The 23,890-nt window shown below is 60.2% G+C and carries 20 protein-coding genes and 3 tRNA genes; 14 read left to right on the top strand and 9 right to left on the bottom strand.

The window, feature by feature from the left end; genetic code table 11:
• Positions 1-20 precede the first annotated feature (20 nt).
• Positions 21-260 (bottom strand): hypothetical protein, encoded by a 240-nt coding sequence (locus U873_RS0101225; protein WP_025126501.1) that lies wholly within the window; start codon positions 258-260, stop codon positions 21-23.
• Between U873_RS0101225 and U873_RS34185 the strand changes: the two genes are divergently transcribed.
• On the top strand, positions 259-486 hold the full coding sequence (locus tag U873_RS34185) for a hypothetical protein (RefSeq protein WP_025126502.1): 228 nt from the start codon (positions 259-261) through the stop codon (positions 484-486). The genes U873_RS0101225 and U873_RS34185 overlap by 2 nt on opposite strands.
• Here U873_RS34185 and U873_RS0101235 read toward each other — a convergent pair whose 3' ends face one another.
• Complete coding sequence (locus U873_RS0101235) at positions 487-825, bottom strand: hypothetical protein (RefSeq protein WP_029978051.1); 339 nt, start codon at positions 823-825, stop codon at positions 487-489.
• A gap of 487 nt (positions 826-1,312) precedes the next feature.
• The gene (gene folD, locus U873_RS0101240) at positions 1,313-2,167 is read right to left on the bottom strand and encodes a bifunctional methylenetetrahydrofolate dehydrogenase/methenyltetrahydrofolate cyclohydrolase FolD (RefSeq protein ID WP_025126504.1); all 855 of its coding nucleotides are present in this window, start codon (positions 2,165-2,167) and stop codon (positions 1,313-1,315) included.
• 280 nt (positions 2,168-2,447) lie between these two features.
• Here folD and U873_RS0101245 point away from each other — a divergent pair.
• From U873_RS0101245 to U873_RS0101280, 9 genes are all read left to right on the top strand, one after another.
• Positions 2,448-2,524, top strand: a tRNA-Arg gene (locus U873_RS0101245).
• Between the two features lie 40 nt (positions 2,525-2,564).
• Positions 2,565-2,640 (top strand) — tRNA-His (locus tag U873_RS0101250).
• A gap of 57 nt (positions 2,641-2,697) precedes the next feature.
• Positions 2,698-2,782, top strand: a tRNA-Leu gene (locus tag U873_RS0101255).
• Positions 2,783-3,192: 410 nt separating this feature from the next.
• Positions 3,193-4,503, top strand: a complete 1,311-nt coding sequence (gene tig, locus U873_RS0101260) for a trigger factor (protein ID WP_025126505.1) — start codon at positions 3,193-3,195, stop codon at positions 4,501-4,503.
• A 92-nt stretch (positions 4,504-4,595) separates the two neighbouring features.
• Positions 4,596-5,237 carry an ATP-dependent Clp endopeptidase proteolytic subunit ClpP gene (gene clpP, locus U873_RS0101265; protein WP_016965272.1) on the top strand — a complete coding sequence of 214 codons (642 nt, stop codon included), beginning with the start codon at positions 4,596-4,598 and terminating at the stop codon, positions 5,235-5,237.
• A gap of 106 nt (positions 5,238-5,343) precedes the next feature.
• The gene (gene clpX, locus U873_RS0101270) at positions 5,344-6,627 is read left to right on the top strand and encodes an ATP-dependent Clp protease ATP-binding subunit ClpX (RefSeq protein WP_025126506.1); all 1,284 of its coding nucleotides are present in this window, start codon (positions 5,344-5,346) and stop codon (positions 6,625-6,627) included.
• Positions 6,628-6,789: 162 nt separating this feature from the next.
• The gene (lon, locus tag U873_RS0101275) at positions 6,790-9,186 is read left to right on the top strand and encodes an endopeptidase La (RefSeq protein WP_025126507.1); all 2,397 of its coding nucleotides are present in this window, start codon (positions 6,790-6,792) and stop codon (positions 9,184-9,186) included.
• A gap of 148 nt (positions 9,187-9,334) precedes the next feature.
• Complete coding sequence (locus U873_RS34905) at positions 9,335-9,607, top strand: HU family DNA-binding protein (protein ID WP_011062271.1); 273 nt, start codon at positions 9,335-9,337, stop codon at positions 9,605-9,607.
• A 226-nt stretch (positions 9,608-9,833) separates the two neighbouring features.
• Positions 9,834-11,705, top strand: a complete 1,872-nt coding sequence (locus tag U873_RS0101280; protein ID WP_025126508.1) for a SurA N-terminal domain-containing protein — start codon at positions 9,834-9,836, stop codon at positions 11,703-11,705.
• A gap of 69 nt (positions 11,706-11,774) precedes the next feature.
• Here U873_RS0101280 and U873_RS0101285 read toward each other — a convergent pair whose 3' ends face one another.
• The gene (locus U873_RS0101285; protein ID WP_025126509.1) at positions 11,775-12,740 is read right to left on the bottom strand and encodes an AraC family transcriptional regulator ligand-binding domain-containing protein; all 966 of its coding nucleotides are present in this window, start codon (positions 12,738-12,740) and stop codon (positions 11,775-11,777) included.
• A gap of 66 nt (positions 12,741-12,806) precedes the next feature.
• Here U873_RS0101285 and U873_RS0101290 point away from each other — a divergent pair, with 66 nt between their 5' ends.
• Entirely contained in the window at positions 12,807-13,685 is an 879-nt protein-coding gene (locus U873_RS0101290; RefSeq protein ID WP_025126510.1) for a sterol desaturase family protein, read from the top strand.
• Between the two features lie 48 nt (positions 13,686-13,733).
• Here U873_RS0101290 and U873_RS0101295 read toward each other — a convergent pair whose 3' ends face one another.
• Entirely contained in the window at positions 13,734-14,939 is a 1,206-nt protein-coding gene (locus tag U873_RS0101295; RefSeq protein WP_025126511.1) for an MFS transporter, read from the bottom strand.
• 123 nt (positions 14,940-15,062) lie between these two features.
• On the opposite strand from U873_RS0101295, the gene U873_RS0101300 reads away from it, so the two are divergent.
• Together U873_RS0101300 and U873_RS0101305 are read left to right on the top strand one after the other, a co-directional pair.
• Positions 15,063-15,962, top strand: coding sequence for a LysR family transcriptional regulator (locus U873_RS0101300; protein WP_025126512.1), 900 nt, complete (start codon positions 15,063-15,065; stop codon positions 15,960-15,962).
• Positions 15,963-16,054: 92 nt separating this feature from the next.
• A complete protein-coding gene (locus U873_RS0101305) occupies positions 16,055-16,915 on the top strand; it encodes a DUF2242 domain-containing protein (RefSeq protein ID WP_025126513.1) in 861 nt (286 codons plus the stop codon).
• Between the two features lie 5 nt (positions 16,916-16,920).
• On the opposite strand, the gene aceE is transcribed toward U873_RS0101305, so the two are convergent.
• A complete protein-coding gene (gene aceE / locus U873_RS0101310) occupies positions 16,921-19,596 on the bottom strand; it encodes a pyruvate dehydrogenase (acetyl-transferring), homodimeric type (protein ID WP_025126514.1) in 2,676 nt (891 codons plus the stop codon).
• Between the two features lie 159 nt (positions 19,597-19,755).
• Between aceE and U873_RS0101315 the strand changes: the two genes are divergently transcribed.
• Positions 19,756-20,226, top strand: coding sequence for a MarR family winged helix-turn-helix transcriptional regulator (locus U873_RS0101315; protein ID WP_025126515.1), 471 nt, complete (start codon positions 19,756-19,758; stop codon positions 20,224-20,226).
• An 11-nt stretch (positions 20,227-20,237) separates the two neighbouring features.
• Here U873_RS0101315 and U873_RS0101320 read toward each other — a convergent pair whose 3' ends face one another.
• The 3 genes from U873_RS0101320 to U873_RS0101335 all read right to left on the bottom strand — a co-directional run bounded on the left by U873_RS0101320 (position 20,238) and on the right by U873_RS0101335 (position 23,869).
• The gene (locus U873_RS0101320) at positions 20,238-21,326 is read right to left on the bottom strand and encodes a hypothetical protein (protein ID WP_025126516.1); all 1,089 of its coding nucleotides are present in this window, start codon (positions 21,324-21,326) and stop codon (positions 20,238-20,240) included.
• Positions 21,327-21,694: 368 nt separating this feature from the next.
• Positions 21,695-22,735, bottom strand: coding sequence for an AraC family transcriptional regulator (locus U873_RS0101330; protein WP_025126517.1), 1,041 nt, complete (start codon positions 22,733-22,735; stop codon positions 21,695-21,697).
• 3 nt (positions 22,736-22,738) lie between these two features.
• A complete protein-coding gene (locus U873_RS0101335) occupies positions 22,739-23,869 on the bottom strand; it encodes a carbon-nitrogen hydrolase family protein (RefSeq protein WP_025126518.1) in 1,131 nt (376 codons plus the stop codon).
• Positions 23,870-23,890 lie beyond the last annotated feature (21 nt).

The raw sequence follows: 23,890 nt of genomic DNA on the forward strand, positions 1-23,890 counted from the left end.
CGCCGCGCCAAACCACGCGCCTATTCGGGGTTGTGTCGATTTATCTGGCCCGCTTTCACCTCTTCCGCATACCCCGCCAGCCTATCCTCAATCTTTTGGTAGCTCAGTGCGATCATCATCAACTCGTCCGCATTGATTTCATCTCCGGCAGCGAGAAGTCGTTTTGCAACTTCGAACAGATCGACGCCTGACCGCTTAAGCAGTTTGGCAGCCTCTTCTAGATCGTGGCGCAGTTCCTGGTTCGGATTGGTGAGCGGCATGAATCGCTCCTACAAGTTATGGCACCGGGCATATTCAAAGAGTGAATCTATCCCAGGCTCGGCCAGCGCTCAATTATTTGTAGCCATAACAGGGCCCGCCTGGGCCACGGGCAGCCTGAAGAAAGCCGATAGCTTGGAGCTGAAGGTGCGGGCGATGCTGGCGGAGCGCGATCAGTGGATCGGATATGAGCGAGTGTTGGCTGCCGCAGTAGATGCTTGCGAGTAATTACCGGCGCCAGGCGCCAACAGGGATCTGCCTTCGCAGATCCTCGTTTGTGCGCCGCAGGAACTCGCACGATGCCTCAAGCTCGATAACTCTATTACGGTGACGGTGCTGTGTAGCTTCGGCTGCCTTGCTGCGAACTCTCACCACGGCTTCGTCCCTGTCGTGCACAGCAGCTGCATGGAGGCGGACAAGCTTGTAGATGTTCTCTCGGGCAGCGCGCAGTTGCAGGTTCAGCTCTGCCACTTCATTTTCCAGCAGCAAGGCATGCTGCCGGGCAGTTTCCAGGGGCGTGGGGATGCCCAGCCAGTCGTCGGCTGCGTAGGTGTCTTCGGTGTGCACGGTACTACCTCGAATCCAATGCTGTATGTACATACAGTAATCGAGGCTTGAACGAGGCGCGATTTGCGCCGACGAACTGTAGGTGTTGGGGTGCGGTGTGCGGTCGGCAGAACGCCGTAGGCGGGAAAACTGGTTGTACCAATTTTTGTACCACTGGGGGTGGGGCGTGGGTGCTTGGTGCGTAGCGGTGGTGGGTAGAACCCCAGTAAACGCTGGGGTTTATTCCGCTGCGGCCCGCTGGAAACCGCAGAAAACATCTTATGAGTATGGCTGAAGAACTGTCGATTGTTCTTCCGCTGTCAGCCGAAAACCCTTAAAAACAAAGAAAAAACACCGATTTTTCCTGAACGGTAGGGCGCTGGCAGGATAGTCCGGTGGCGGTGCCGAAGGCTAAGAATCAGGGGCGATAACGAGAAGGGAAAGGGTCAGTCATTGTGGAATAAAAAAAGCCCGCCAATGGCGGGCTTTCGGGCGCACTGCGGAACACTCAGTTGTGCAGCGATTCAGCGGCGTACAGCGTGTTCTCCAGCAGGCAGGCGCGGGTCATGGGGCCTACGCCGCCAGGCACGGGTGTGATCCAGCCGGCACGGGGCAGGGCGGTTTCATACACCACATCGCCTACCAGTTTGCCGTCATCCTGGCGATTGATGCCAACGTCGATGACGATTGCCCCTTCCTTGATCCACTCGCCTTTGACCAGGCCTGGCTTGCCGGCGGCAACCACTACCAGGTCGGCGCGGCCGACGTGGCCGGCCAGGTCCTTGGTGAAGCGGTGGGTCACGGTCACGGTGCAGCCGGCCAACAGCAGCTCCATGGCCATCGGGCGGCCGACGATATTGGAAGCGCCGACGATCACCGCATCCATGCCGTACAGATCCGCACCGGTGCTTTCCAGCAGGGCCATGATCCCTTTGGGGGTGCAAGGGCGCAGCAGAGGGATGCGCTGGGCCAGGCGGCCGACGTTATAAGGATGGAAACCATCCACGTCTTTATCCGGACGAATGCGTTCCAGCAATAGAGAGGCATCCAGATGCTGGGGCAGTGGCAGTTGCAGCAGGACGCCATCGATGTTCGGGTCATCGTTGAGGCGGTCGATCAAGCCCGCCAGGGCTTCTTGGGTGGTGTCGGCGGGCAAGTCGTAGGCTTGTGAAAGAAAGCCGACCTCTTCGCAGTCTTTACGCTTGTGCGAGACATAAACTTGAGAGGCCGGGTCGCTGCCGACCAGAATCACCGCGAGGCCCGGAGTACGGAGACCTTGCTGGCGACGCTCGGCGACACGTTTGGCGATCTGCTGGCGCAGGCTAGCGGCGATCGCTTTGCCGTCGATTAGTTGTGCAGTCATGACGCGTGATTAACCATCGAGAGGGTGAGAAAAAGAGAACGCATTCTCGCATGTCGAAACGTGAGGGCAAAGGCGCTTGGTCTGTGAATTCCCCTAACTCCTTTAATTAAATGAATTTTTTTCAAAAAAGAGTTGACGACCTAACCGACCGTCTATAACATTCGTCGCACTTGTCGGGCACAGCCTAGCACTGGTTAAGAAGGTCGGGCAGAGTTGATGGTTAACTCGTAACGACTGAAAGCACTTAGTTTGTAATCGTTAAAGAATACAGATTAATAAGGCGCCCGTAGCTCAGCTGGATAGAGCATCCGCCTTCTAAGCGGATGGTCGCAGGTTCGAGTCCTGCCGGGTGCGCCATTAGGCAGCTTTGGCACAAGTAACGCAACAACGCAATATGGTGGGCGTAGCTCAGTTGGTAGAGCACAGGATTGTGACTCCTGTTGTCGTGGGTTCGATCCCCATCGTCCACCCCATATTCGAAGAAGGCGCCAGATTAATAGTCTGGCGCCTTTGCTTTAAAAGCTTGTCAAGCGGACGTGGTGGAATTGGTAGACACACTGGATTTAGGTTCCAGCGCCGCAAGGTGTAAGAGTTCGAGTCTCTTCGTCCGCACCAATAAAGTAGCTAGTTAATAGCAGAATACGGCGCAGCACCTGAAAAGGGCTGCGCCGTTTTCGTTTCCGGGCCCGATGCTTTCGGTGTGACAGCATCTAGCGGGTTGGCCGAGTGGCAAATTATTTGTCCTTTGGTCGCCGGGTGTCGGGATGTAGTCATTGGCTGGTGGTTGTCAGGGGGTGCTGTCCTGCTCCTTCTATATATAGAAGGGTTGGTGTAGAGGCCCTGGTTTGATTCGTAGTATTTGCTCTCATGGCGAGGCTCAATCCTTTGTCCCCGCCTTCACATGGCCGGCTGTTTTTTACTCGTTTCCAGTAGGGTGACTTCTTGAGTTTGACCCACTAGAATGCATGCCCTTGATTCTGGGGTCGGAAAACGGCCGGCTAACGTCTGTGCAACGAGGAATATCCATGCAAGTTTCTGTTGAAAATACTTCTGCTCTTGAGCGCCGCATGAGCATCACCGTGCCGGCTGAGCGCATCGAGAGCCAGGTCAACAAGCGTCTGCAGCAGACTGCCCAAAAGGCCAAGATTGCCGGCTTCCGTCCGGGCAAGGTTCCAATGAGCGTGATCCGTCAGCGTTATGAGGCTGATGCACGTCAAGAAGCAGTGGGTGATGTGATCCAGGCTTCCTTCTATGAAGCTGTGGTCGAGCAGAAGCTGAACCCGGCTGGCGCTCCTTCGGTCGAGCCTAAAGTGCTGGAGAAGGGCAAGGATCTGGAATACGTCGCAACTTTCGAAGTTTTCCCAGAGTTCACCGTTGCCGGCTTCGAAAACATCGCTGTCGAGCGCCTGAGCGCCGAAGTGGCTGATGCCGATCTGGACAACATGCTGGAAATCCTGCGCAAGCAGAACGTTCGCTTCGAAGTGACTGATCGCGCTGCGCAGAATGATGATCAGCTGAACATCGATTTCGTGGGCAAGGTTGACGGTGAAGTCTTTGCCGGTGGTTCGGCCAAGGGTACTCAGTTGGTGCTGGGCTCCGGTCGCATGATCCCTGGCTTCGAAGAAGGCCTGGTAGGTGCTAAAGCAGGTGAAGAGCGTGTTCTGAACCTGACTTTCCCAGAGAACTACCAGAACCTGGATCTGGCCAACAAGGCTGCCGAGTTCACCGTTACTGTCAACAGCGTTTCCGAGCCTAAGCTGCCAGAGCTGACCGAAGAGTTCTTCGCTCAATTCGGTATCAAGGAAGCTGGTCTGGAAGGTTTCCGTGCCGAAGTTCGCAAGAACATGGAGCGCGAACTGCGCCAGGCCATCAAGTCCAAAGTCAAGAATCAGGTAATGGACGGTCTGCTGGCCTCCAACCCGATCGAAGTGCCTAAGGCGCTGCTGGAAAACGAAGTCAACCGCCTGCGCGTTCAAGCTGTTCAGCAGTTTGGTGGCAATATCAAGCCAGATCAATTGCCGGCCGAGCTGTTCGAAGAGCAAGCCAAGCGCCGTGTAGTGCTGGGTCTGATCGTTGCTGAAGTGGTCAAGCAATTCGACCTCAAGCCAGACGAAGCGCGTGTTCGCGAGCTGATCCAGGAAATGGCCTCGGCTTATCAGGAACCTGAGCAGGTCGTGTCCTGGTACTACAAGAACGAGCAGCAATTGAGCGAAGTCCGTTCTGTTGTGCTGGAAGAGCAAGTTGTGGATACTGTTCTGCAGAAAGCTAGCGTGACCGACAAATCGGTCTCTTACGAAGAAGCGGTCAAGCCGGTAGAAGCACCTCAAGCCGACTGATTTTCTTCTCGTTCGAAGCACACACCATAAGCCAGCCTTCGCGCTGGCTTATGCGTATTCAAGACATGACTATTTGGGAGTGACTGCAGGACATGTCCCGCAATTCTTATTATCAGCAGAGCTCTGACATCCAGGCCGCAGGCGGCCTGGTCCCGATGGTTATCGAGCAGTCCGCCCGTGGCGAACGCGCCTATGACATCTACTCGCGCCTTTTGAAGGAGCGGGTGATCTTCCTGATTGGCCCGGTAGAGGACTACATGGCCAACCTGGTAGCCGCGCAACTGCTCTTCCTTGAAGCGGAGAATCCGGACAAGGACATCCATCTCTACATCAACTCGCCAGGTGGTTCGGTGACTGCAGGCATGTCGATCTACGACACCATGCAGTTCATCAAGCCTGATGTTTCGACTATCTGCATCGGCCAGGCCTGCAGCATGGGCGCATTCCTGCTCGCCGGTGGCGCTGCAGGCAAGCGTCATTGCCTGCCTAACTCGCGGATGATGATTCACCAACCGCTCGGCGGTTTCCAAGGCCAGGCGTCGGATATCGATATTCATGCCAAGGAAATCCTGCACATTCGTTCGCGCTTGAACTCGCTGTTGGCTCACCACACTGGCCAGAGCCTTGAAACCATTGAGCGTGATACCGAGCGTGACAACTTCATGAGCGCCGAACGCGCCGCGGAGTACGGTCTGATCGACTCCGTGATCAACAAGCGTCAAATGCCTGCCTAAGCAACTCAAATGTAGGTGGCTGGTTTAACTGGCTGCCTGCGGACTTGAAAAAGCCCGCAATAGCCTTCATCTTGTGTTGCAAGCCTATCGGATTTGGATCGATCGAATGACTGACACCCGCAACGGCGAGGACAACGGCAAACTGCTTTATTGCTCCTTCTGTGGCAAAAGCCAGCATGAAGTACGCAAATTGATTGCCGGCCCCTCGGTCTTTATCTGCGACGAGTGCGTCGACCTGTGCAATGACATCATCCGTGAGGAGGTGCAGGAAGCCCAGGCCGAAAGCAGCGCGCATAAATTGCCTTCGCCCAAAGAAATCAGCGGCATCCTTGATCAGTATGTGATTGGTCAGGAGCGCGCGAAAAAGGTTCTGGCCGTAGCGGTGTACAACCACTACAAGCGCCTCAACCAGCGTGACAAGAAGAATGACGAAGTCGAGCTTGGCAAGAGCAATATCTTGCTGATCGGCCCTACAGGTTCGGGTAAGACGCTGCTGGCGGAAACCCTGGCTCGTCTGTTGAATGTCCCCTTCACTATCGCCGACGCCACCACCCTGACCGAAGCCGGTTATGTGGGTGAGGATGTCGAGAACATCATTCAGAAGTTGCTGCAGAAGTGCGACTACGACGTGGAAAAAGCCCAGATGGGCATTGTCTACATCGATGAGATCGACAAGATTTCCCGCAAGTCTGACAACCCTTCGATTACCCGGGATGTTTCCGGTGAAGGCGTCCAGCAGGCCCTGTTGAAGTTGATTGAAGGCACGGTCGCTTCGGTTCCACCTCAAGGTGGTCGTAAGCATCCGCAGCAGGAATTCCTGCAAGTCGATACTCGCAACATTCTGTTCATCTGCGGTGGTGCGTTCTCCGGTCTGGAAAAGGTTATTCAAAACCGTTCCACCCGTGGCGGCATTGGTTTCAATGCCGAGGTGCGCAGCAAGGAAGAGGGCAAGAAAGTCGGTGAGTCCCTGCGTGAAGTCGAGCCTGACGATCTGGTCAAGTTCGGTCTGATCCCGGAATTCGTCGGTCGTCTGCCGGTTCTTGCAACCCTGGATGAGTTGGATGAAGCCGCTCTGATTCAGATTCTTACTGAACCGAAGAACGCCTTGACCAAGCAGTACGCCAAGTTGTTCGAGATGGAAGGTGTCGATCTGGAGTTCCGGACCGACGCATTGAAGTCGGTGGCCAAGCGGGCACTGGAACGCAAGACCGGCGCTCGCGGCCTGCGTTCGATTCTCGAGGGCGTTCTGCTCGACACTATGTATGAAATCCCCTCGCAGTCCGAGGTGAGTAAAGTAGTGATCGACGAAAGCGTCATTGAAGGCAAGTCTCAGCCACTGTACATCTATGAGAACAGTGAGCCGACGGCCAAGGCAGCGCCAGACGCCTAAGCGTCACGCTGTTGGATTGAAAGAAGGGGCCTTCGGGCCCCTTTGTTTTTAGCGCTTTAAAGTGCTGTCTTTGAGCTTGTTTTTTTTGCAGGCAGCCCCCATCTTGGTTTCAAGCTTACTTCCATCTGTTTACGGCCGTACGGCCGCCGTAGAGGCGAAATCATGAAGACAACCATCGAATTGCCTCTCCTGCCATTGCGTGATGTTGTGGTTTATCCGCACATGGTTATCCCGCTGTTCGTGGGGCGCGAGAAATCGATCGAAGCCCTCGAGGCAGCGATGACGGGCTACAAGCAGATTCTCTTGCTGGCACAGAGAAACCCTGCTGATGACGATCCCGGTGAAGATGCACTGTATCGCGTAGGTACCATTGCCACTGTCCTGCAGTTGCTCAAACTGCCTGATGGCACGGTCAAAGTGCTGGTTGAAGGCGAGCAGCGTGGCGCTGTAGAGCGTTTCAGTGAAGTTGATGGGCACTGCCGTGCCGAAGTTTCCCTGATTGACGAAGTGGATGCTCCTGATCGCGAGTCGGAAGTGTTCGTTCGCAGTCTGTTGTCCCAGTTCGAGCAGTATGTGCAACTGGGTAAGAAAGTCCCCGCCGAGGTGTTGTCCTCCCTCAACAGCATCGATGAGCCAAGCCGCTTGGTCGATACCATGGCCGCGCACATGGCGCTGAAAATCGAGCAGAAGCAGGAAATCCTCGAGATCATCGATCTGACGGCGCGGGTCGAGCATGTCCTGGCATTGCTGGACGCCGAGATCGATCTGCTGCAAGTGGAAAAGCGCATTCGTGGCCGCGTTAAGAAGCAAATGGAACGCAGCCAGCGCGAGTACTACTTGAATGAGCAGATGAAGGCCATTCAAAAAGAATTGGGTGACGGTGACGAAGGTCACAACGAAATCGAAGAGCTGAAAAAGCGTATCGATGCCGCCGGCTTGCCAAAAGATGCAATGACCAAGGCCCAGGCCGAGCTGAACAAGCTCAAGCAGATGTCGCCAATGTCGGCCGAGGCCACCGTGGTGCGTTCCTACATCGACTGGCTGGTCCAGGTGCCGTGGAAGGCCCAGAGCAAGGTACGCCTTGATCTCGCGCGTGCCGAAGACATCCTTGATGCCGACCACTACGGTCTGGAAGAAGTCAAAGAGCGGATTCTTGAATACCTCGCCGTGCAGAAGCGGGTGAAGAAGATTCGCGGCCCGGTGTTGTGCCTGGTCGGTCCTCCCGGGGTGGGTAAAACATCCCTGGCCGAGTCGATCGCCAACGCGACCAACCGTAAATTTGTCCGCATGGCCCTCGGTGGCGTGCGTGATGAGGCGGAAATCCGCGGCCATCGTCGGACCTACATCGGTTCGATGCCGGGAAGATTGATTCAAAAAATGACAAAGGTTGGCGTGCGCAACCCGCTGTTCCTGCTCGATGAAATCGACAAGATGGGCAGCGATATGCGTGGTGATCCGGCCTCGGCATTGCTTGAGGTTCTCGACCCAGAGCAGAACCACAATTTCAACGATCACTACCTGGAGGTCGATTACGACCTGTCCGATGTGATGTTCCTCTGCACCTCCAACTCGATGAACATTCCGCCAGCCTTGCTGGACCGGATGGAGGTGATTCGTCTGCCCGGCTACACCGAGGACGAGAAGATCAACATCGCGGTCAAGTACCTGTCGCCCAAGCAGATCCAGGCCAACGGCCTGAAGAAAGGCGAGCTGGAATTCGACCCGGACGCGATCCGCGACATCATCCGCTATTACACCCGGGAAGCCGGTGTGCGGGGCCTGGAGCGCCAGATTGCCAAGGTTTGCCGCAAGGCGGTGAAAGAGCACGCGATGGAAAAACGCTTCTCGGTCAAGGTCACCCCCGACTTGCTGGAGCACTTCCTCGGCGTGCGTAAATTCCGCTACGGCCTGGCCGAGCAGCAGGATCAGATCGGTCAGGTTACAGGCCTGGCCTGGACCCAGGTCGGTGGCGAGTTGCTGACCATCGAAGCGGCTGTGGTCCCTGGCAAGGGCCAGTTGATCAAGACCGGTTCGCTGGGTGATGTGATGGTCGAGTCGATCACTGCCGCCTTGACCGTGGTGCGCAGCCGGGCGAAGAGCCTGGGCATTCCCCTGGACTTCCATGAGAAGCGCGATACCCATATCCACATGCCTGAAGGGGCGACCCCCAAGGACGGCCCTAGCGCAGGCGTAGGCATGTGCACGGCGCTGGTTTCGGCCTTGACCGGCATTCCGGTGCGGGCTGATGTGGCGATGACTGGCGAGATCACTCTGCGGGGCCAGGTGCTGGCCATTGGCGGGTTGAAAGAGAAATTGCTCGCCGCTCACCGGGGTGGCATCAAGACGGTGATCATTCCGGAAGAGAATGTTCGCGATTTGAAAGAAATTCCTGACAATATCAAGCAGGATCTGCAGATTAAACCCGTTAAATGGATTGACGAAGTCCTGCAAATTGCGCTGCAATACGCGCCGGAGCCCTTGCCGGATGTGGCTCCCGAGATAGTTGCAAAGGACGAAAAACGCGAGTCTGACTCTAAGGAAAGAATTAGCACGCATTAATACGCATTAGCCTGGGGGGCTTCCTTGACAGCTTTTTAGAGCCCTTGTTATAAAGCGGCTCTTAAGAGTCTGTAGGCCATTCAGCACTCGTTTTTGCTTTCACCAAAAAACTTAGAATCATACTCATAGATATATAAGGGGACTTAGAGTGAACAAGTCGGAACTGATTGATGCTATCGCTGCATCTGCTGATCTCCCGAAAGCTGCTGCTGGCCGTGCGCTGGACGCAGTAATCGAATCCGTTACTGGCGCTCTGAAGGCCGGTGACTCTGTTGTGCTGGTTGGTTTCGGTACTTTCTCCGTAACTGATCGTCCAGCTCGTATCGGTCGCAACCCACAGACCGGTAAGACTCTGGAAATCGCTGCTGCTAAAAAGCCAGGTTTCAAAGCCGGTAAAGCACTGAAAGAAGCCGTTAACTAAGTTTCTTCAGGGTCTTTGCCCATCCGGGTCGGGGTCATGCCTGATCTGGCAGCGGGGCGCCAGTAGGCCGGTGTATCACCGGCTTATACCGAGGGTCGCAGGTTCAGCTCTCGTCCGCTCCGCCAGTTACGAGAAGGCGCATCCTCGGATGCGCCTTTCTTCTATCCGGACTCTACCCACGCTCCACGGCTGCTTGAATTGAAGTACAGCCGTTTCTGGGGGACGCATGCTGCAGAATATCAGGGACAATTCACAAGGCTGGATTGCCAAAACCATCATCGGGGTCATCGTCGCGCTGCTGGCGTTGACCGGTTTCGATGCCATTTTCAAGGCCACTACCCATAACCAGGACGCGGCCAAGGTCAACGGCGAGGAAATCACTCAGAACGAGTTGAGCCAAGCCGTCGACATGCAGCGCCGTCAGCTGATGCAACAGTTGGGCAAAGACTTCGATGCCTCCCTGCTGGATGAGAAGATGCTGCGCGAAGCCGCTCTCAAAGGGCTGATCGACCGCAAGCTGCTGCTGCAAGGCGCCGAGGATTCCAAGTTCGCGTTCTCCGAGGGCGCACTGGACCAGGTGATCCTGCAGACGCCGGAATTCCAGGTTGACGGCAAGTTCAGCCCCGAACGTTTCGACCAGGTGATCCGGCAGTTGGGTTACACCCGTCTGCAGTTCCGCCAGATGCTGGCGCAGGAAATGCTGATCGGTCAGGTTCGTGCCGGTCTGGCTGGCAGCGGTTTTGTCACCGACGCTCAGGTGCTGGCCTTCGCTCGTCTGGAAAAGCAGACCCGTGATTTCGCCTCCCTGACCATCAAGGCCGATCCGGCAGCGATCAAGCTGACCGATGAAGAGGTCAAGGCCTACTACGACAAGCACGCCAAGGAGTTCATGACTCCGGATCAGGTGGTGATCGACTACATCGAGTTGAAGAAAGCGGCTTTCTTTGACCAGGTCAGCGTCAAGGACGAAGACCTGCAAGCGTTGTATCAGAAAGAGATCGCCAATCTGTCCGAGCAACGTCGTGCTGCGCACATCCTGATCGAAGTCAACGGCAAGGTGAACGAGGCCCAGGCCAAGGCCAAGATCGAAGAGATCCAGGCGCGTCTGGCCAAAGGCGAAAGCTTCGAGGCGCTGGCCAAGGAGTTCTCCCAGGATCCGGGTTCGGCCAACAACGGTGGTGACCTGGGTTATGCCGGTCCTGGCGTTTACGACCCGGCCTTCGAGAAAGCCCTGTATGCCTTGAACAAGGACCAGGTCTCGGCACCGGTACGTACCGATTTCGGTTTCCACCTGATCAAGCTGCTGGGCGTTGAAGCACCGGAAGTCCCGAGCTTCGCCAGCCTCAAGGACAAGTTGACCCGTGATCTGAAAACCCAGCAGGTCGAGCAGCGTTTCGTCGAGGCGACCAAGCAACTGGAAGACTCGTCGTTCGAAGCGTCCGACCTGGCACAGCCGGCACAGGACCTGAAGCTGACCGTCCACACTTCCGCGCCGTTCGGCCGTGAAGGGGGAGACGGCATCGCGGCCAATCGTGCGGTGGTGCAGGCAGCGTTCAGCACCGAAGTCCTCGATGAGGGTGCCAACAGCACTGCCATCGAACTGGATCCGGAAACGGTGGTGGTGCTGCGTGCCAAAGAGCATCGCAAGCCCGAGCAGCTGCCACTGGAAAGCGTGGCCAGCAGCATTCGCACGCAATTGGCCAAGGAGCACGCCAGTGCTGCGGCCAAGACCAAGGCTGAAGAGCTGATCGCCAGCCTGCGTGACGGCAAGACTCCACTGAACAAGCCGGTGGATGGCCAGAACTGGAAAGTCTCGCAAGCCGTGACCCGTGGCCAGGACGGTATCGATCCGACGGTCCTGCAGGCGCTGTTCCGCATGACCAAGCCTGAGTCCAAGGACAAGCCGACCTTCACCAGCGTGACCCTGCCTGACGGCAATCTGTTGGTGCTGCAGCTCAATGGCGTCAATGAGGCCGCTGCGCCGACCGAGGAAGAGAAGGCCCAGTACCGTCGCTTCCTGGCCTCGCGTGTAGGGCAGCAAGACTTTGCCGCCTACCGCAAGCAGCTGGAAAACCAGGCGGAGATCAAGCGTTACTGATGCTTGATCCGCAGTGTTGAAAAGACCCCGTCCGCAAGGCCGGGGTCTTTTTTTCGGCTCGAATAAACCTCAGCTGGCCGTGCTTTTCCAGCGCTTGCGCGCATGCAGGTAGGCGGCTTGATCGTTGTAACCCAACTGCAGGGCAATCTGCGCCCGGGACTCGCCTTGCAATTCCAGGTGCATTTCCACTTCGGCGCGGGTCTGGTCCAGTAACTCGCGAAAGCTCAGCCCCTGTTCCTCCAGGCGCCGGCGCAGGGTGCGCGGGGTTTGGTGCAGGCGCGCGCACAGGCTTTCCAGGGTCGGTGATTGGCCGCCTGCCAGGGCCTGGCGACAGGCCGCAGCCACTTTGCCAGCCCAACCGCTCAGGCGTCGGTGCAGGGCCACCCGCCGATCCAGCTCCTCGCTCAGCAGTTCCAGCATGCCGGCGTGACGGGTTTGCAACGGCAGTTGCAGGCTGTGCGGGTCGAAGTAGAAACGGTTGGCCGGGCAATCGAACTCGATCCGCTCGCCGAACCAATGAGGGTAGTGCGCGTGATAGGCCGGGCGCGGGTGGCTGAAGCAGGCTAGGACCGGCCGCACAGCAACGCCGGTGCCACGGCGCAACTGGCTGATGGACATGACGCCATAGTGCTCGATCAGGTAGCGACCGAGTTCCACCGACGTGTCGATATGCACCTCGACACCCGCCCCCCTGGCATCCGCCACCCACTGCACGCGGTCAGTATCCGAGCCCAAGGGCGCATAGCGCACCCAGAACGCCATGGACGCGGCTACATCCGCGCAATAGAGGCTGGCGTGGGCGATCACGTGCCAGTCCTGGGGCGTGAAGCGTTCGAACAACTTGAGGCCAATGGCCGGCTCCACTGCTGCCGCGGCGCGCCACAGTTGCTCCAGGTGCAGCAGGTCGTAATCCTGCCGGGGGGTGGCGTTCTGGTCATCGAGAAAGCGTTGCAGGACTTCACCCAGGCGCCCGCGATGGAAGCGCGGGGCCACGCGGTTGGCCGGATCTCGCTGGATTCTGTCCATTTCGCGCATAGAGAGGGCTGCCTTGCTGATCTCTAATGGTCGGGCGTTGCCCATAAGGATAAGAGCGAGAATGCCATGAACCACGACTTGCTGACCAACAACCCGCTGTTGATCGTTTCGGCGATCTTTGTGTTTTTCATCCTCCTGGAAATCGCCTGCTCGGCCTTTCGCCAACCTCGCGGCCAGCGCCGCGATGTGTTGATCGAGGCAGTGGGCTCAAGCCTGTTGCTAGGTGTAACCTTTCCCCTGGTGATGTGGACCAGCGGCGCGCTGATGGACCTGGGATTGCCTCAGGCCAAGGGCGCACTGGCGGATATACCCTGGGTGCTGGGCCTGCTGCTGTTTCTGGTCTTCGATGACATGACCCAGTACTGGTGGCACCGTCTGACCCATCGGGTTCCGGCGTTGTATGCGTTGCACCGCGCTCACCATTCAGCGCCTTACATGAGCATTCGCATCGTCTACCGCAACAACAGCTTCTATTACCTGCTGATGCCCGGCATCTGGTTTTCCGGGGTGCTGATCTACCTGGGGTTGGCGCCGGTCTACTATGGCTATCTGATCCTCAATATGACGGTGATCTTCGCCGCCCACAGCAGCGTGGCCTGGGATGACAGGCTGTATCGCATCGGTTTTCTGCGGCCGCTGATGTGGTTGCTGGAGCGGGTCTTTTCTACCCCGTCCACCCATTCGGCGCACCACGGCCTGAGCGCGGAGGATGGCGTGACCCATTACAAGGGCAACTTCGGCAATCTGCTGTTCCTCTGGGATGTGCTGTTTGGTACGGCCAAGATCACCCGGCGCCGGCCCGCTACCTACGGCATCGAGCACTTGGCGCCAGTGAACTGGAAGGAAGAGCTGTTCTGGCCGCTGGTACGCAGCCGCAAGGCCCACTCCAGTGTGCCCTCAAAGGTTAACGGGGCCTTGCCCGCAGGTTCTTCGGCAGAGGGCTAGAGACCTGGCGGGGTAGGGCCCGTGGCCGCCTGGGCCGGGGGCCGGGTTTCAGCCTCGTGCCGGAAAGCCTTGGCGCCGGGCGTTCAGCGCCACCAGCAGGGTCACCAGCAACAGGGCGCCAATCACCCAGGGAAAGGTCGCCACCCCTGGCCCTTGCAGCAGCAGGGCGCCGCCCAGACCGCCGCCGGCGATCGCCAGGTTCCACAGGGTCACCAGCATCGACTGCGCGGTGTCGGCGTGCTCGCCGGCAGCCTTGGCCAGGGCGGTCTGCAGCAAGGTGGCCATGCCGCCGAAGGACAGCCCCCAGATAGCGACCGCCCCATAGATCGCCACTGGCCTGTCGCCGAGCAGCCCCAGCAGCAGGGTCGAGGCGATAAACAGCAGGCAGCTGGCCAGCACCAACTCACGCAGCCAGCGGTCGATCAACAGGCCCACCAGCCAGATGCTCAAGAGCGCGGCGAGGCCGAATACCAGCAGCACCCGCTCGATCTCCCCGCCAAGCCCGGCCGGCTCCAGAAAGGGCGCGATGTAGGTGTAGAGAATGTTGTGCCCCAGCACATAGGCGAAGGTCACGAGCAGCACCGACCTGATCCCCGGCAGGGCCAGGACCCGGCCCAGCGACAGGCGCTTCTGCGCCCGCAGCCCGGGGAAGTCAGGCACCTGTAGCAGCACCCAGCCGATCAGGCCCAGGGTCAGCAGGGTCATCACCGCGAAGCTCATGCGCCAGCCCAGCAGGCTGCCCAGCCAGGTCCCGGCAGGCATGCCGATCGACAGGGCCAGTGGCGCGCCGAGCATGGCCAGGGTAATCGCCCGGCCCTGCAAGTGCGGCGCCACCATGCGGCTGGCATAACCGGCCAGCAGGGCCCAGAGCAGCCCGGCGAAGACCCCGGCAAAAAAACGGGCCACCAGGATCAGGCTGTATTCGGTGGAGAGCGCGGTCACGCTGTTGACCACGGCGAAGCCGCCAATGGCGATCAACAGGAGAGGCCGGCGCCGCCAGCCTTGGGTGAGGAGGATCAGTGGAATGGCAGCCAGCAGCGAGCCCAGGGCGTAGAAGGTCACCAGTTGGCCGATCAGTGCCGGCGACACGCCGAGGTCGAGGCTCATCTGCGGCAGCAGGCCGGCGGGTAAAGTCTCGGTCATCAGGGTGATGAACCCGGCAGTCGCCAGGGCCAGCAGGCCGCCGACAGGCAGTCGCTCGCAGGGTTCGGCAGGCGCTTGCGACAGTTCGCAGGCATTGACGGAGTTGTTCATTGAAGGGCCCCGATGGGTTGGCTCAGAAGTGAGGGGCCTAGGGTAGGGCGCTGTGCATGGCGGAAAAATAGGCTAAGGTTCCGAACTTATCGGACACAGATGTCCTTAATCTTGGAGCGCACTATGGACTGGCTGGGCAGCATCCCGGTGTTTATGCAGGTCGCGGAAACCCGCAGCTTCACCGAAGCGGGGCGTCTTCTGGGGGTGTCCTCCTCGGCGGTGGGCAAGAGTATCGCGCGCTTGGAAGAGCGCCTCGAAACCCGACTGTTCCATCGCACCACCCGCAGTATCAGCCTGACTGCCGAAGGCGCCGGCTTCCTTGAGCGCTGCCGAAGGATCGCAGCCGAGGTCGAGTCCGCCGAGTTCCAGCTGTGCGATTCCGCCAGCGCGCCGGTGGGCAAGCTGCGTATCAGCGCGCCACAGGTCCATGGCCTGTTGATGCCGGTATTGGCGGAATTCATGCAGCGCTATCCGCAGATCGAGCTGGATGTGGACCTTTCCGATCGCATGGTGGATGTGGTGGAGGAGGGGTTTGATCTGGTGGTGCGCACCGGCAACCCCAAGGATTCGCGATTGCTGGCCCGGCAGTTGGGGCGTTTTCGCATGGTGCTGGTGGGCAGCCCCGATTATTTTCAGCAGCGCGGTGTGCCGCACACCCCGCAGGATCTGCGTAGCCATGCCTGCCTGCGACATACCTTTCACCACACCGGCAAGCTTGAGGCCTGGCCGTTCAAGGCCCAGGCCGATGCGCCGGAGCCGGTGCTGCCGACCCGCCTGACCAGCAGTTCCATCGAGGCGGTGGAGCATGCCGCGCGCAGTGGACTGGGGATCGCCTGCCTGCCGGACTTCATGGTCCAGGCCGCAGTGCGCCGTGGCGAGTTGCAAACCGTGCTCGACGAATACCTGGAGCACAACGGTGCCTTCTGGGTGCTGTGGCCCTCGAGCCGGCATGCGGCGGCCAAGTTGCGGGTGCTGATCGCGCACTTGAGCGAGCGACTTTTTCCGGCAAACGGTGGTCAGTAGAGGGGTATGCAATCTAAGGCACCAATTACCCGCGCTGCGGGACCTTGATCTGTTGCACAATACGCGCCGGAGCGTTTTCCTCAGGATTTTCGATGTTTAAATCATTTCATCTGCGCGCCACGGCCGGGGTGTTGCTGCTGTCTGCGGTGGCCGGCTGTTCGTCGCACAAGACCGCCATCTACGAACATGAAAGCTTCGATGATTCCGGCACGTTTTCGCGCAATTACCCGGTGAGCGATGCCGCCTCCTGTGAAGCCGCGCGGCGTGCGCTGCTCAGTCAGGGCTACATCATCACCAGCAACGATCCGAAACTGGTCAGCGGCCACAAGAGCTTCCAGCAGACCGGCGAGACCCACCTGGAAATCAGCTTCAACGTGGTCTGCGCCCAGGATGGCAGCGGCGATCAGCGTTCGACGATGTTCGCCAACGCCCTGCAGGACCGTTATGCGCTGAAGAAGGTGAACAACTCGGCAAGCCTCGGGGTAGGGGTGCTGGGCTCGGTCTCGATGCCGATCGGTTCCACCGACGACTCGATGGTCAAGGTGGCCAGCGAAACGGTGTCGTCGGCCAAGTTCTATGACCGTTATTTCGCTTTGGTGGAGCTGTTCCTGCCCCAGGAAGTGAAGAAGGCCGCGCATATCGAAGAGAAGCCCAAGGCCGACCTCGGGGTGCCTGAGGTCAAGCCCGAGGCCAAGCCCCAGGCCCCGGTGGCCGAACCGGCAGCAGTAGCGCCGACGCCAGTACCGGCCGCTGTGGCCACTCCTGCCAGCGAGCCCGAGCCTGCGGCATCCCAGCCGCTGGCGCCGCCCGCCGAGGCCGCTCCGATCGTTCCGGCAAGCCCTGCCCCGGCCAGCGAGCCGGCACCGGCGCCTGAAACCATCACCCCGCCACCGGCCAGCCATCTGCCACCGCCCAGCGAGCCGATTCCGGCCCTGCCGAGCAGCGGGCACTAAGGCGCCTACACCGAGCACGGGTCGACTTTTTCAGTGTCGATCCGATAGCGGCTCAAGGCTTCGCCGACCTGGCTGTAAGGGATTTTTCCGTCATCGGCCAGGGCTTTCAACGCCGCCACGGCGATGAAATGCCGGTCCACTTCGAACAACTGCCGCAGGTTTTCCCGGGTGTCGGACTGGCCAAAGCCATCGGTGCCCAGGGCGACGAAGCGCCGGCCCTCGACGAAGGGGCGGATCTGGTCGGCGAACAGTTTCATGTAGTCGGTGGCCACCACCAGCGGGCCCTGATGGCCTTGCAGGCATTGCTCGACATAGGCCGCTCGCCGGGGCTGCTGCGGATGCAGCAGGTTCCAACGCTCCGCCGCCTGGCCCTGGCGGCGCAGTTCGGTGAGGCTGGTGGCGCTCCAGATGTCGCAGTGCACGCCGAAGTCCTGTTCCAGCAACTGCCCGGCGGCGATCACCTCGCGCAGGATCGAACCGCTGCCCATCAGTTGCACCCGTGGCGCCTTGGCGTCCTTGGCGGTGCTTGAGCTGAAGCAGTACAGGCCCTTGAGAATGCCCTCGCGAGCGCCTTCGGGCATGGCCGGCTGCGGGTAGTTTTCGTTGAGCAGGGTGATGTAGTAATACACGTCCTCCTGCTGCACATACATGCGTTGCATGCCTTCGTGGATGATCACCGCCAGTTCATAGGCGAAGGTCGGGTCGTAGGAGATGCAGCAGGGGATCACCGACGCGAGGATATGGCTGTGGCCGTCGTCATGTTGCAGGCCTTCGCCCATCAGGGTGGTGCGTCCGGAAGTGGCGCCCAGCAGGAAGCCCCGGGCCCGCGCATCGCCGGCGGCCCAGGCCAGGTCGCCGACCCGCTGGAAGCCGAACATCGAATAGAAGATGTAGAAGGGCAAGGTCATGAACTGGTGATTGCTGTAGGAGGTGCTGGCGGCGATCCAGGAAGACATTGCCCCGGATTCGTTCAGGCCTTCCTGCATGATCTGGCCGTCCTTGCTCTCCTTGTAGTAGCTCAGTTGCCCGGCGTCCTGCGGGGTATAGAGCTGGCCCACCGCCGAGTGAATGCCGATCTGGCGGAACAGGCTTTCCATGCCGAAGGTGCGTGACTCATCGGGCACGATGGGCACCACCCGCTTGCCGATCTCCGGGTCCTTGAGCAGGGTGCCGAGAATGCGCACAAAGGCCATGGTGGTGGATATCGCCCGGTCGCCGGTGTCCTTGAGCTGGGTGGCGAAGGTCTCCAGAGCCGGGATCTGCAGCGGCGCGCAGTCGTTGAAGCGAGCTGGCACACAACCGCCCAAGCGGCTGCGTCGGGCAGCGAAGTAGCGGGCTTCCTCGCTGTCCGGAGCGGGCTTGAGGTAGGGCATGTCGGCTAGCTGGTCATCGCTGACCGGCAATTCGAAGCGATCACGGAAAGCCTTGACCGCGTCGGCGCCCATCTTCTTCAGCTGGTGGTTGATGTTCTGGCCTTCGCCGGCTTCGCCCATGCCAAAGCCCTTGACGGTTTTCGCCAGGATCACCGTTGGCCGGCCGCTGTGGCGTACCGCCGCGGCGTAGGCGTTGTAGACCTTGAGCGGGTCGTGGCCGCCCCGGGAAAGCTTCCAGATCTGCTCATCGGAGAGGTCGGCCACCAGCTCCAGCAGCTGCGGGTACTTACCGAAGAAGTGCTCGCGCACATAGGCGCCGTTTTGCGACTTGTAGTTCTGATAGTCGCCATCCACGCATTCCATCATGCGTTGGCGCAGCAGGCCGCTGCGGTCCTTTTCCAGCAGCGCGTCCCAGCCGCTGCCCCAGATCACCTTGATCACGTTCCAGCCGGCGGCACGGTACAGGCTTTCGAACTCCTGAATCACCTTGGCGTTGCCCCGCACCGGGCCGTCGAGGCGCTGCAGGTTGCAGTTGACGACGAAGATCAGGTTGTCGAGTTTCTCCCGCCCGGCCAGGGAAATCGCCGCCAGGGATTCGGGCTGGTCCATCTCGCCGTCGCCGAGGAAGGCCCAGACCTTGCGCCCCTGGTGCTGCTTGAGCCCGCGCAGTTCCAGGTAGCGCATGAAGCGCGCCTGGTAGGCCTCGGTAATTGGCCCCAGGCCCATGGACACGGTGGGGAATTGCCAGAAGTCCGGCATCAGCCTTGGGTGCGGGTAGGAGGAAATCCCCTGGCCATCGGCTTCACGGCGGAAGTTGTCGAGCTGGGTGGCGCTGATCCGGCCTTCGAGGTAGGCGCGGCCGTAGATGCCGGGGGAGGAGTGGCCCTGGATGTACACCATGTCCCCGTCGAAGCTGTCGCTGCGGCCACGGAAGAAATGGTCGAAGCCGACATCGTAGAGCACGGCCGCCGACGCGTAGGTGGCGATGTGGCCGCCGACGCCTGAATGCTGGCCGGCGCGCAGCACCATGGCCATGGCGTTCCAGCGGATCATCGCGTTGAGCTTGCGCTCGGTCTCCAGGTCGCCGGGATAGGGCTGCTGCCGCTCAGGTGCGATGGTGTTGATATAGGGGGTGGTCACCCGCCCATGGAAGTCGCCGTGGCGTGCCACGTCGAAATCCAGCAACTGGTCGATCAGGTAATGGGCCCGCGGGCGACCTTCCACCGTCAGCACCGACTCCAGGGAGTCGAGCCATTCGCGGGTTTCCTGGGGATCGTTATCGAGGCTTGCAGTGTTGTTCTGGGTCATACCTGGCTCCGTGTTGGGCGGGTTCCAGCGCGTGGATTCTTGTGGAATCGGAGGGTCTCTGGCACCGGAAAAAGTAATTGCAATTGCAACTGCATGAGCGAATTTATCCCGGCATGCGCTACTATTGCAACCCTTCTTCAAACCCGCGGATGGTGTGGCATGTCTTCAAAAGAGCCCGATGTCTGGTTCCGTTTTGTCAGGGCTCACAGGACGGTGATTCGGGAAATCGAGCGCCGCCTGGCCCAGGCCGGATTGCCGGCCTATGCCTGGTACGACGCCCTGTGGGGCCTGGAAAGCGGCGCCGAAGGCACGCGGCGCATGCATGAATTGGCCGATGTGCTGGCCATCGAGCGCTACAACCTCACGCGCCTGGTGGACCGTCTGGAAAAAGACGGCCTGGTGCAGCGCTCGCGCTGTGAGGGCGATGGCCGTGCGGCCTTTGTCAGCATCACCGACGAAGGGCGAAAACTGCGCAAGAAGATGTGGAAAATCTACGAAGCGACAGTCGCCGAGCTGTTTCTCTCGCAATTGGACAGCGAGCACAAACACGCCTTTGCCGATGCACTGGAACGCACCGCGGCCCTGGCCCGGGCGGCGGCCAGCGGTGGCGAGGCACGCTCCAAGGCCTGAGCCTGGCGCCGTCATGGCAGGCCGTAGGTCGCCATCGCCTGTTCCACACACTGCATGGGCAGTTGCCCGGCGTCCGCCAGGCTCTTGAGGGCCAGTACGGCGATCCAGCGTGCCTCGGGGCAGCGTCCGCGTCGTGGGTCGCGGGCAGCATCGAAGGAGTCGGTGCCCAGGGCCACCAGCTCGGCCCTGAGGTGAGGGCGCAGTTGTTCGGCCACCGCCTGGCCGTAGCCGGTCACTGCAAGCACCGGTGCCGAATCATCCGCCAGGCAGCGCTGCAGGTGTGAATCGCGCTTTTCCTGGCCAGGATGCAGGTGGTTCCAGTGCTGTGCCGCAGCCGCTTCCCGCGCCAGGCGGGTGTAGCTGGGGCAACTCCAGAGCTGGCTGGCCACGTTCCAATCCCGCTGCAGCAGATCTGCCGCGGCCCTGACCTGGGCAAGCGCCCGGCCGGCGCCCAGCAGGCGCACGTGCCTACCTGCTGCATGCGCAGCGGTGTCCGCCACTTTGTACATGCCCTGCAACGCGGCCTGCTTTTGCTCGGGCGTCAGTTCCAGTTGCAGCTCATGGTCATGCAAGGCCAGGTAGTAGAAGCCTGGCTGGCCCTCGACATACAGGCGTTGCAGGGCCTCCAGGACAATCGCTTCGGCCTCCGCGCCAGTGGCCGGATCGAAGGGCAGGCAGTGCGGGTTGTGGGCCAGCCACAACGCCAGCGATGGGTCGGCACCCTTGGGCCATGGGGAGGTCCGGGTCTCGCTGTCGTTGCACAGGATGCCCCGCGCTGCCGTCTCGGCACTGACCGCACACAACTGCGCCGAGGAACTGGAACGGTGCAGATAAAGCAGCGGCTTTTCCGCGCTATCAGTGCAGAACCACAGCGGCCAGGCGCTGATCCGGGTACTTCGCGGTGGCGCGCCGTGGCTGCGCACCACAAAGGACTGGCGCGCGGTGCGCCGGTCCAGCTCCAGGGTATTGGCCATCTCCAGCACGGTATTGAGTGGCGAGCCGCCAGGGTTGCGCACGCTCCTGAGCAGATCCAGGCAGGCCTGGGCCGCCTGTTGAGCAAGGGCCGTGTGGCGAGTGGAGAACAGTGAGGATGGGTTCATGCTTGGCGCCGTCCGCAGGGGGGAGAGCGGCTACCCTAACGGATTGGCAAATATTATTGCAATTGCAATCATTGCAGTTGCATCTGTGTCCGAAGGTTAAATTTCTCATGGGCTGTTACGTTTTAATGGTAGAAATCCTGACTTGGGGGGTAGTATTTTTTCTGTCATCCCGGCACTTTATGCTGATCCCGATGGTCATTAGGTCCAGGGTTATTCAACAAGGTCAGTCAATAACGGAAAAAGGAGTCCGCCATGGACGAATACCAAGAGGAACTGCTGGAGTATCAAGCTTTCGAGCTGGATCCTCTGGAACCCGCAGACGACGCCACCGAGCTGTAACGCCGGTGGCGTTTTTTTTTGCCGTTTTTCTAGCCGAGCTGCCGCTGGCTGCGGCGAAATTCCCCAGGGGTCTGGCCAGTCCAGCGCTTGAACGCCCGTTGAAACGCCTCGGCTGAGGCAAAGCCCAACAGATAGGCAATCTCCCCGAACGCCAGTTCTGTATCGCGAATATAGGTCGTGGCCAAGTCGCGGCGGGTGTCATTGAGAATCGCCCGGAACTGCGTCCCTTCTTCCGCCAGCTTGCGCCGCAAGGTCCAGGTCGGCAGCTTCAGGCGCATCGCCACTTCTTCCAGGTCAGGCTCGCGGCCACCGTTGAGCAACGGCCCCAGCATTTGAATGATGCGTTCGCGCAGGCTGCGGGTGCGAGTCAGTTGCTCCAGCTCGCTTTCGCACAGTTGCACCAGATGCCGCCAGGTGCTCGGGCAATGTTCCGGGTTGCGCAGGCCCAGGCTGGCCTGGCTCAGGCGCAACTGGTTCTGTTCGGCGCCGAAGTGGATGGGCGTGGGGCCGAGCACGGCGTAGGCGTCGTGGTAGTCGGGGCGCTCGAATTCGATATCGATCTGTTCAGCGTGGATCACCTGACCGGCGACGCTGGACAGCTGCTGCAGCCAGCCGGAGATGATCGAGTCCACCACAAAGCGGTTGTAGGCGTTGTACGGGCTGATGGAGTAGAAGCGCAGCCAGGCGCCGTCGGCGTCCTCGTGAAAGCTCGATTGGCCACGGTAGTTGGAGCCGTACAAGGCTTCGAAGCGGGTCAGGCAGCGGGCGGCTTCGCGCACGGTGGGGGCTTGTGCGGCGGTGACTCCGGCCAGCCCAGCCTGGCTCAGCCGGCTGAGGCGGCCCATGCGCAGGCCCAGTGCCGGGGCGTCGGTGAGCAGGATCGCCGCATGCCCCAGGCGCATGTAGCGGGGGATCGACAGCCGGGCCCCAGCCTGCGCCAGCCGTGCCGCGTCGAGGGCGTATTGCTCGAGCAGCGGGTCCGGGTCCAGGCCATGGCTGCGCACCGCGTCCGCCAGGCTGTGGACAAAGCCCACCGACAAGTCCCCCAGGCGCATCGGCGGGGTTTTCATCGGTTACAGCCAGATGTTCAGCAAGCGGGCACCTCGGGCATCTTCATCGGCAAAGGTCTGGCCGTTGCGGTTGATGAAGCTGTTGCCGCTGCTGTGCTGGTCCCAGAACTGGCCACGCAGGAACACACTGGCTCCCGCGCCGGCAAGACTGCTGGGAGCCCGGCTGGTGAGGGTCAAGCGGTGCCAGGCATCGCCCTCGCTGGCTTCCTCGGGCTTGAGGCTGACTTCGCTGGGAGTGGTAATGCTCTTGAAGCCGCGCCAAGGTTTGTCCCAGCTGTCCTTGCCGAGGATAAAGGCCGGTACCGCTATCAACTGGGCGTTCTGCTCGTCGAGCTTGCGGTAGTTGGCCGGGTACCAACTGTCGCTGCCGATCAGCACCCCAAGGCGGCCTGCCGGGGTATCGATGACCTGCACCGTTTGCTTGGCATCCCCTTGTACGTAGCCACTTTCGGCATAGGTCGGGTAGATCTGGCGCTGAGGCTGGCCGATCGGCAGGCCATCGCTGCCAAATACCAGGCTGCTGTTGTACAGGGCGCCGCTGCCGATTTGCAGGTTGCCCTGGCTGACGCTGGGTTCCGGCAGGATGATCGAGCCGGCCACCAGGGTTACATGGAATTCCTTGGCCAGGCCGCCAAACAGCTGTTGGTAGTCCTTGGCCATCTTTTTCGCCTTCATGCGCAGGTGTGCGTCGTCCAGGCGGCTGTCACCCTTGGCCATGAGCAATGCCTTGAGGAACGGCAGCGGGTTGCTCACCGCCAGCCAGTTCATTGCTTCCTTCAGGGAGGTGGCCTGGTACAGCTCGTTCTTTTCGCCACTGACCATCAGCCAGGTACCAACGTGTTCCGGCAGCACGACGATGGTCTTGTCATTCACCAGGCCCTGGTCACGGGCCTGTTGCAGGTAGGCCGCGAGCTTGCGATGCAGGCGCTCGGTGCTTTGGTAGTCGGTGGGGAACAGCTCTGGCTGAATCGCCAGCAGGTTGCCGTGATCGGCAGGCACTCCCTGGTCGACGGCGAGCTGGATGCGCAGGTCCGACAGGTAGTGCGCCCCTGGGCGGTCGCGGGTCCAGACTCCGTAACTGGTGAGGGCGGCGAGCAAGGCCAGGGTGAGGATGGTGTAGAGAAGTTTGCGCATGGGAAAACAGTCAGCGGCCGA

Source organism: Pseudomonas sp. PH1b (genome assembly GCF_000633395.1).
GTDB lineage: Bacteria > Pseudomonadota > Gammaproteobacteria > Pseudomonadales > Pseudomonadaceae > Aquipseudomonas.

Excerpts from the sequence above, each read along its gene's own strand:
- U873_RS34185 (WP_025126502.1), top strand. The coding sequence starts at position 259 with ATGAATCGCTCCTACAAGTTATGGCACCGGGCATATTCAAAGAGTGAA.
- U873_RS0101225 (WP_025126501.1), bottom strand. The coding sequence starts at position 260 with ATGCCGCTCACCAATCCGAACCAGGAACTGCGCCACGATCTAGAAGAG.
- folD (WP_025126504.1), bottom strand. The coding sequence starts at position 2,167 with ATGACTGCACAACTAATCGACGGCAAAGCGATCGCCGCTAGCCTGCGC.
- tig (WP_025126505.1), top strand. The coding sequence starts at position 3,193 with ATGCAAGTTTCTGTTGAAAATACTTCTGCTCTTGAGCGCCGCATGAGC.
- clpP (WP_016965272.1), top strand. The coding sequence starts at position 4,596 with ATGTCCCGCAATTCTTATTATCAGCAGAGCTCTGACATCCAGGCCGCA.
- clpX (WP_025126506.1), top strand. The coding sequence starts at position 5,344 with ATGACTGACACCCGCAACGGCGAGGACAACGGCAAACTGCTTTATTGC.
- lon (WP_025126507.1), top strand. The coding sequence starts at position 6,790 with ATGAAGACAACCATCGAATTGCCTCTCCTGCCATTGCGTGATGTTGTG.
- U873_RS0101280 (WP_025126508.1), top strand. The coding sequence starts at position 9,834 with ATGCTGCAGAATATCAGGGACAATTCACAAGGCTGGATTGCCAAAACC.
- U873_RS0101285 (WP_025126509.1), bottom strand. The coding sequence starts at position 12,740 with ATGCGCGAAATGGACAGAATCCAGCGAGATCCGGCCAACCGCGTGGCC.
- U873_RS0101290 (WP_025126510.1), top strand. The coding sequence starts at position 12,807 with ATGAACCACGACTTGCTGACCAACAACCCGCTGTTGATCGTTTCGGCG.
- U873_RS0101295 (WP_025126511.1), bottom strand. The coding sequence starts at position 14,939 with ATGAACAACTCCGTCAATGCCTGCGAACTGTCGCAAGCGCCTGCCGAA.
- U873_RS0101300 (WP_025126512.1), top strand. The coding sequence starts at position 15,063 with ATGGACTGGCTGGGCAGCATCCCGGTGTTTATGCAGGTCGCGGAAACC.
- U873_RS0101305 (WP_025126513.1), top strand. The coding sequence starts at position 16,055 with ATGTTTAAATCATTTCATCTGCGCGCCACGGCCGGGGTGTTGCTGCTG.
- aceE (WP_025126514.1), bottom strand. The coding sequence starts at position 19,596 with ATGACCCAGAACAACACTGCAAGCCTCGATAACGATCCCCAGGAAACC.
- U873_RS0101315 (WP_025126515.1), top strand. The coding sequence starts at position 19,756 with ATGTCTTCAAAAGAGCCCGATGTCTGGTTCCGTTTTGTCAGGGCTCAC.
- U873_RS0101320 (WP_025126516.1), bottom strand. The coding sequence starts at position 21,326 with ATGAACCCATCCTCACTGTTCTCCACTCGCCACACGGCCCTTGCTCAA.
- U873_RS0101330 (WP_025126517.1), bottom strand. The coding sequence starts at position 22,735 with ATGAAAACCCCGCCGATGCGCCTGGGGGACTTGTCGGTGGGCTTTGTC.
- U873_RS0101335 (WP_025126518.1), bottom strand. The coding sequence starts at position 23,869 with ATGCGCAAACTTCTCTACACCATCCTCACCCTGGCCTTGCTCGCCGCC.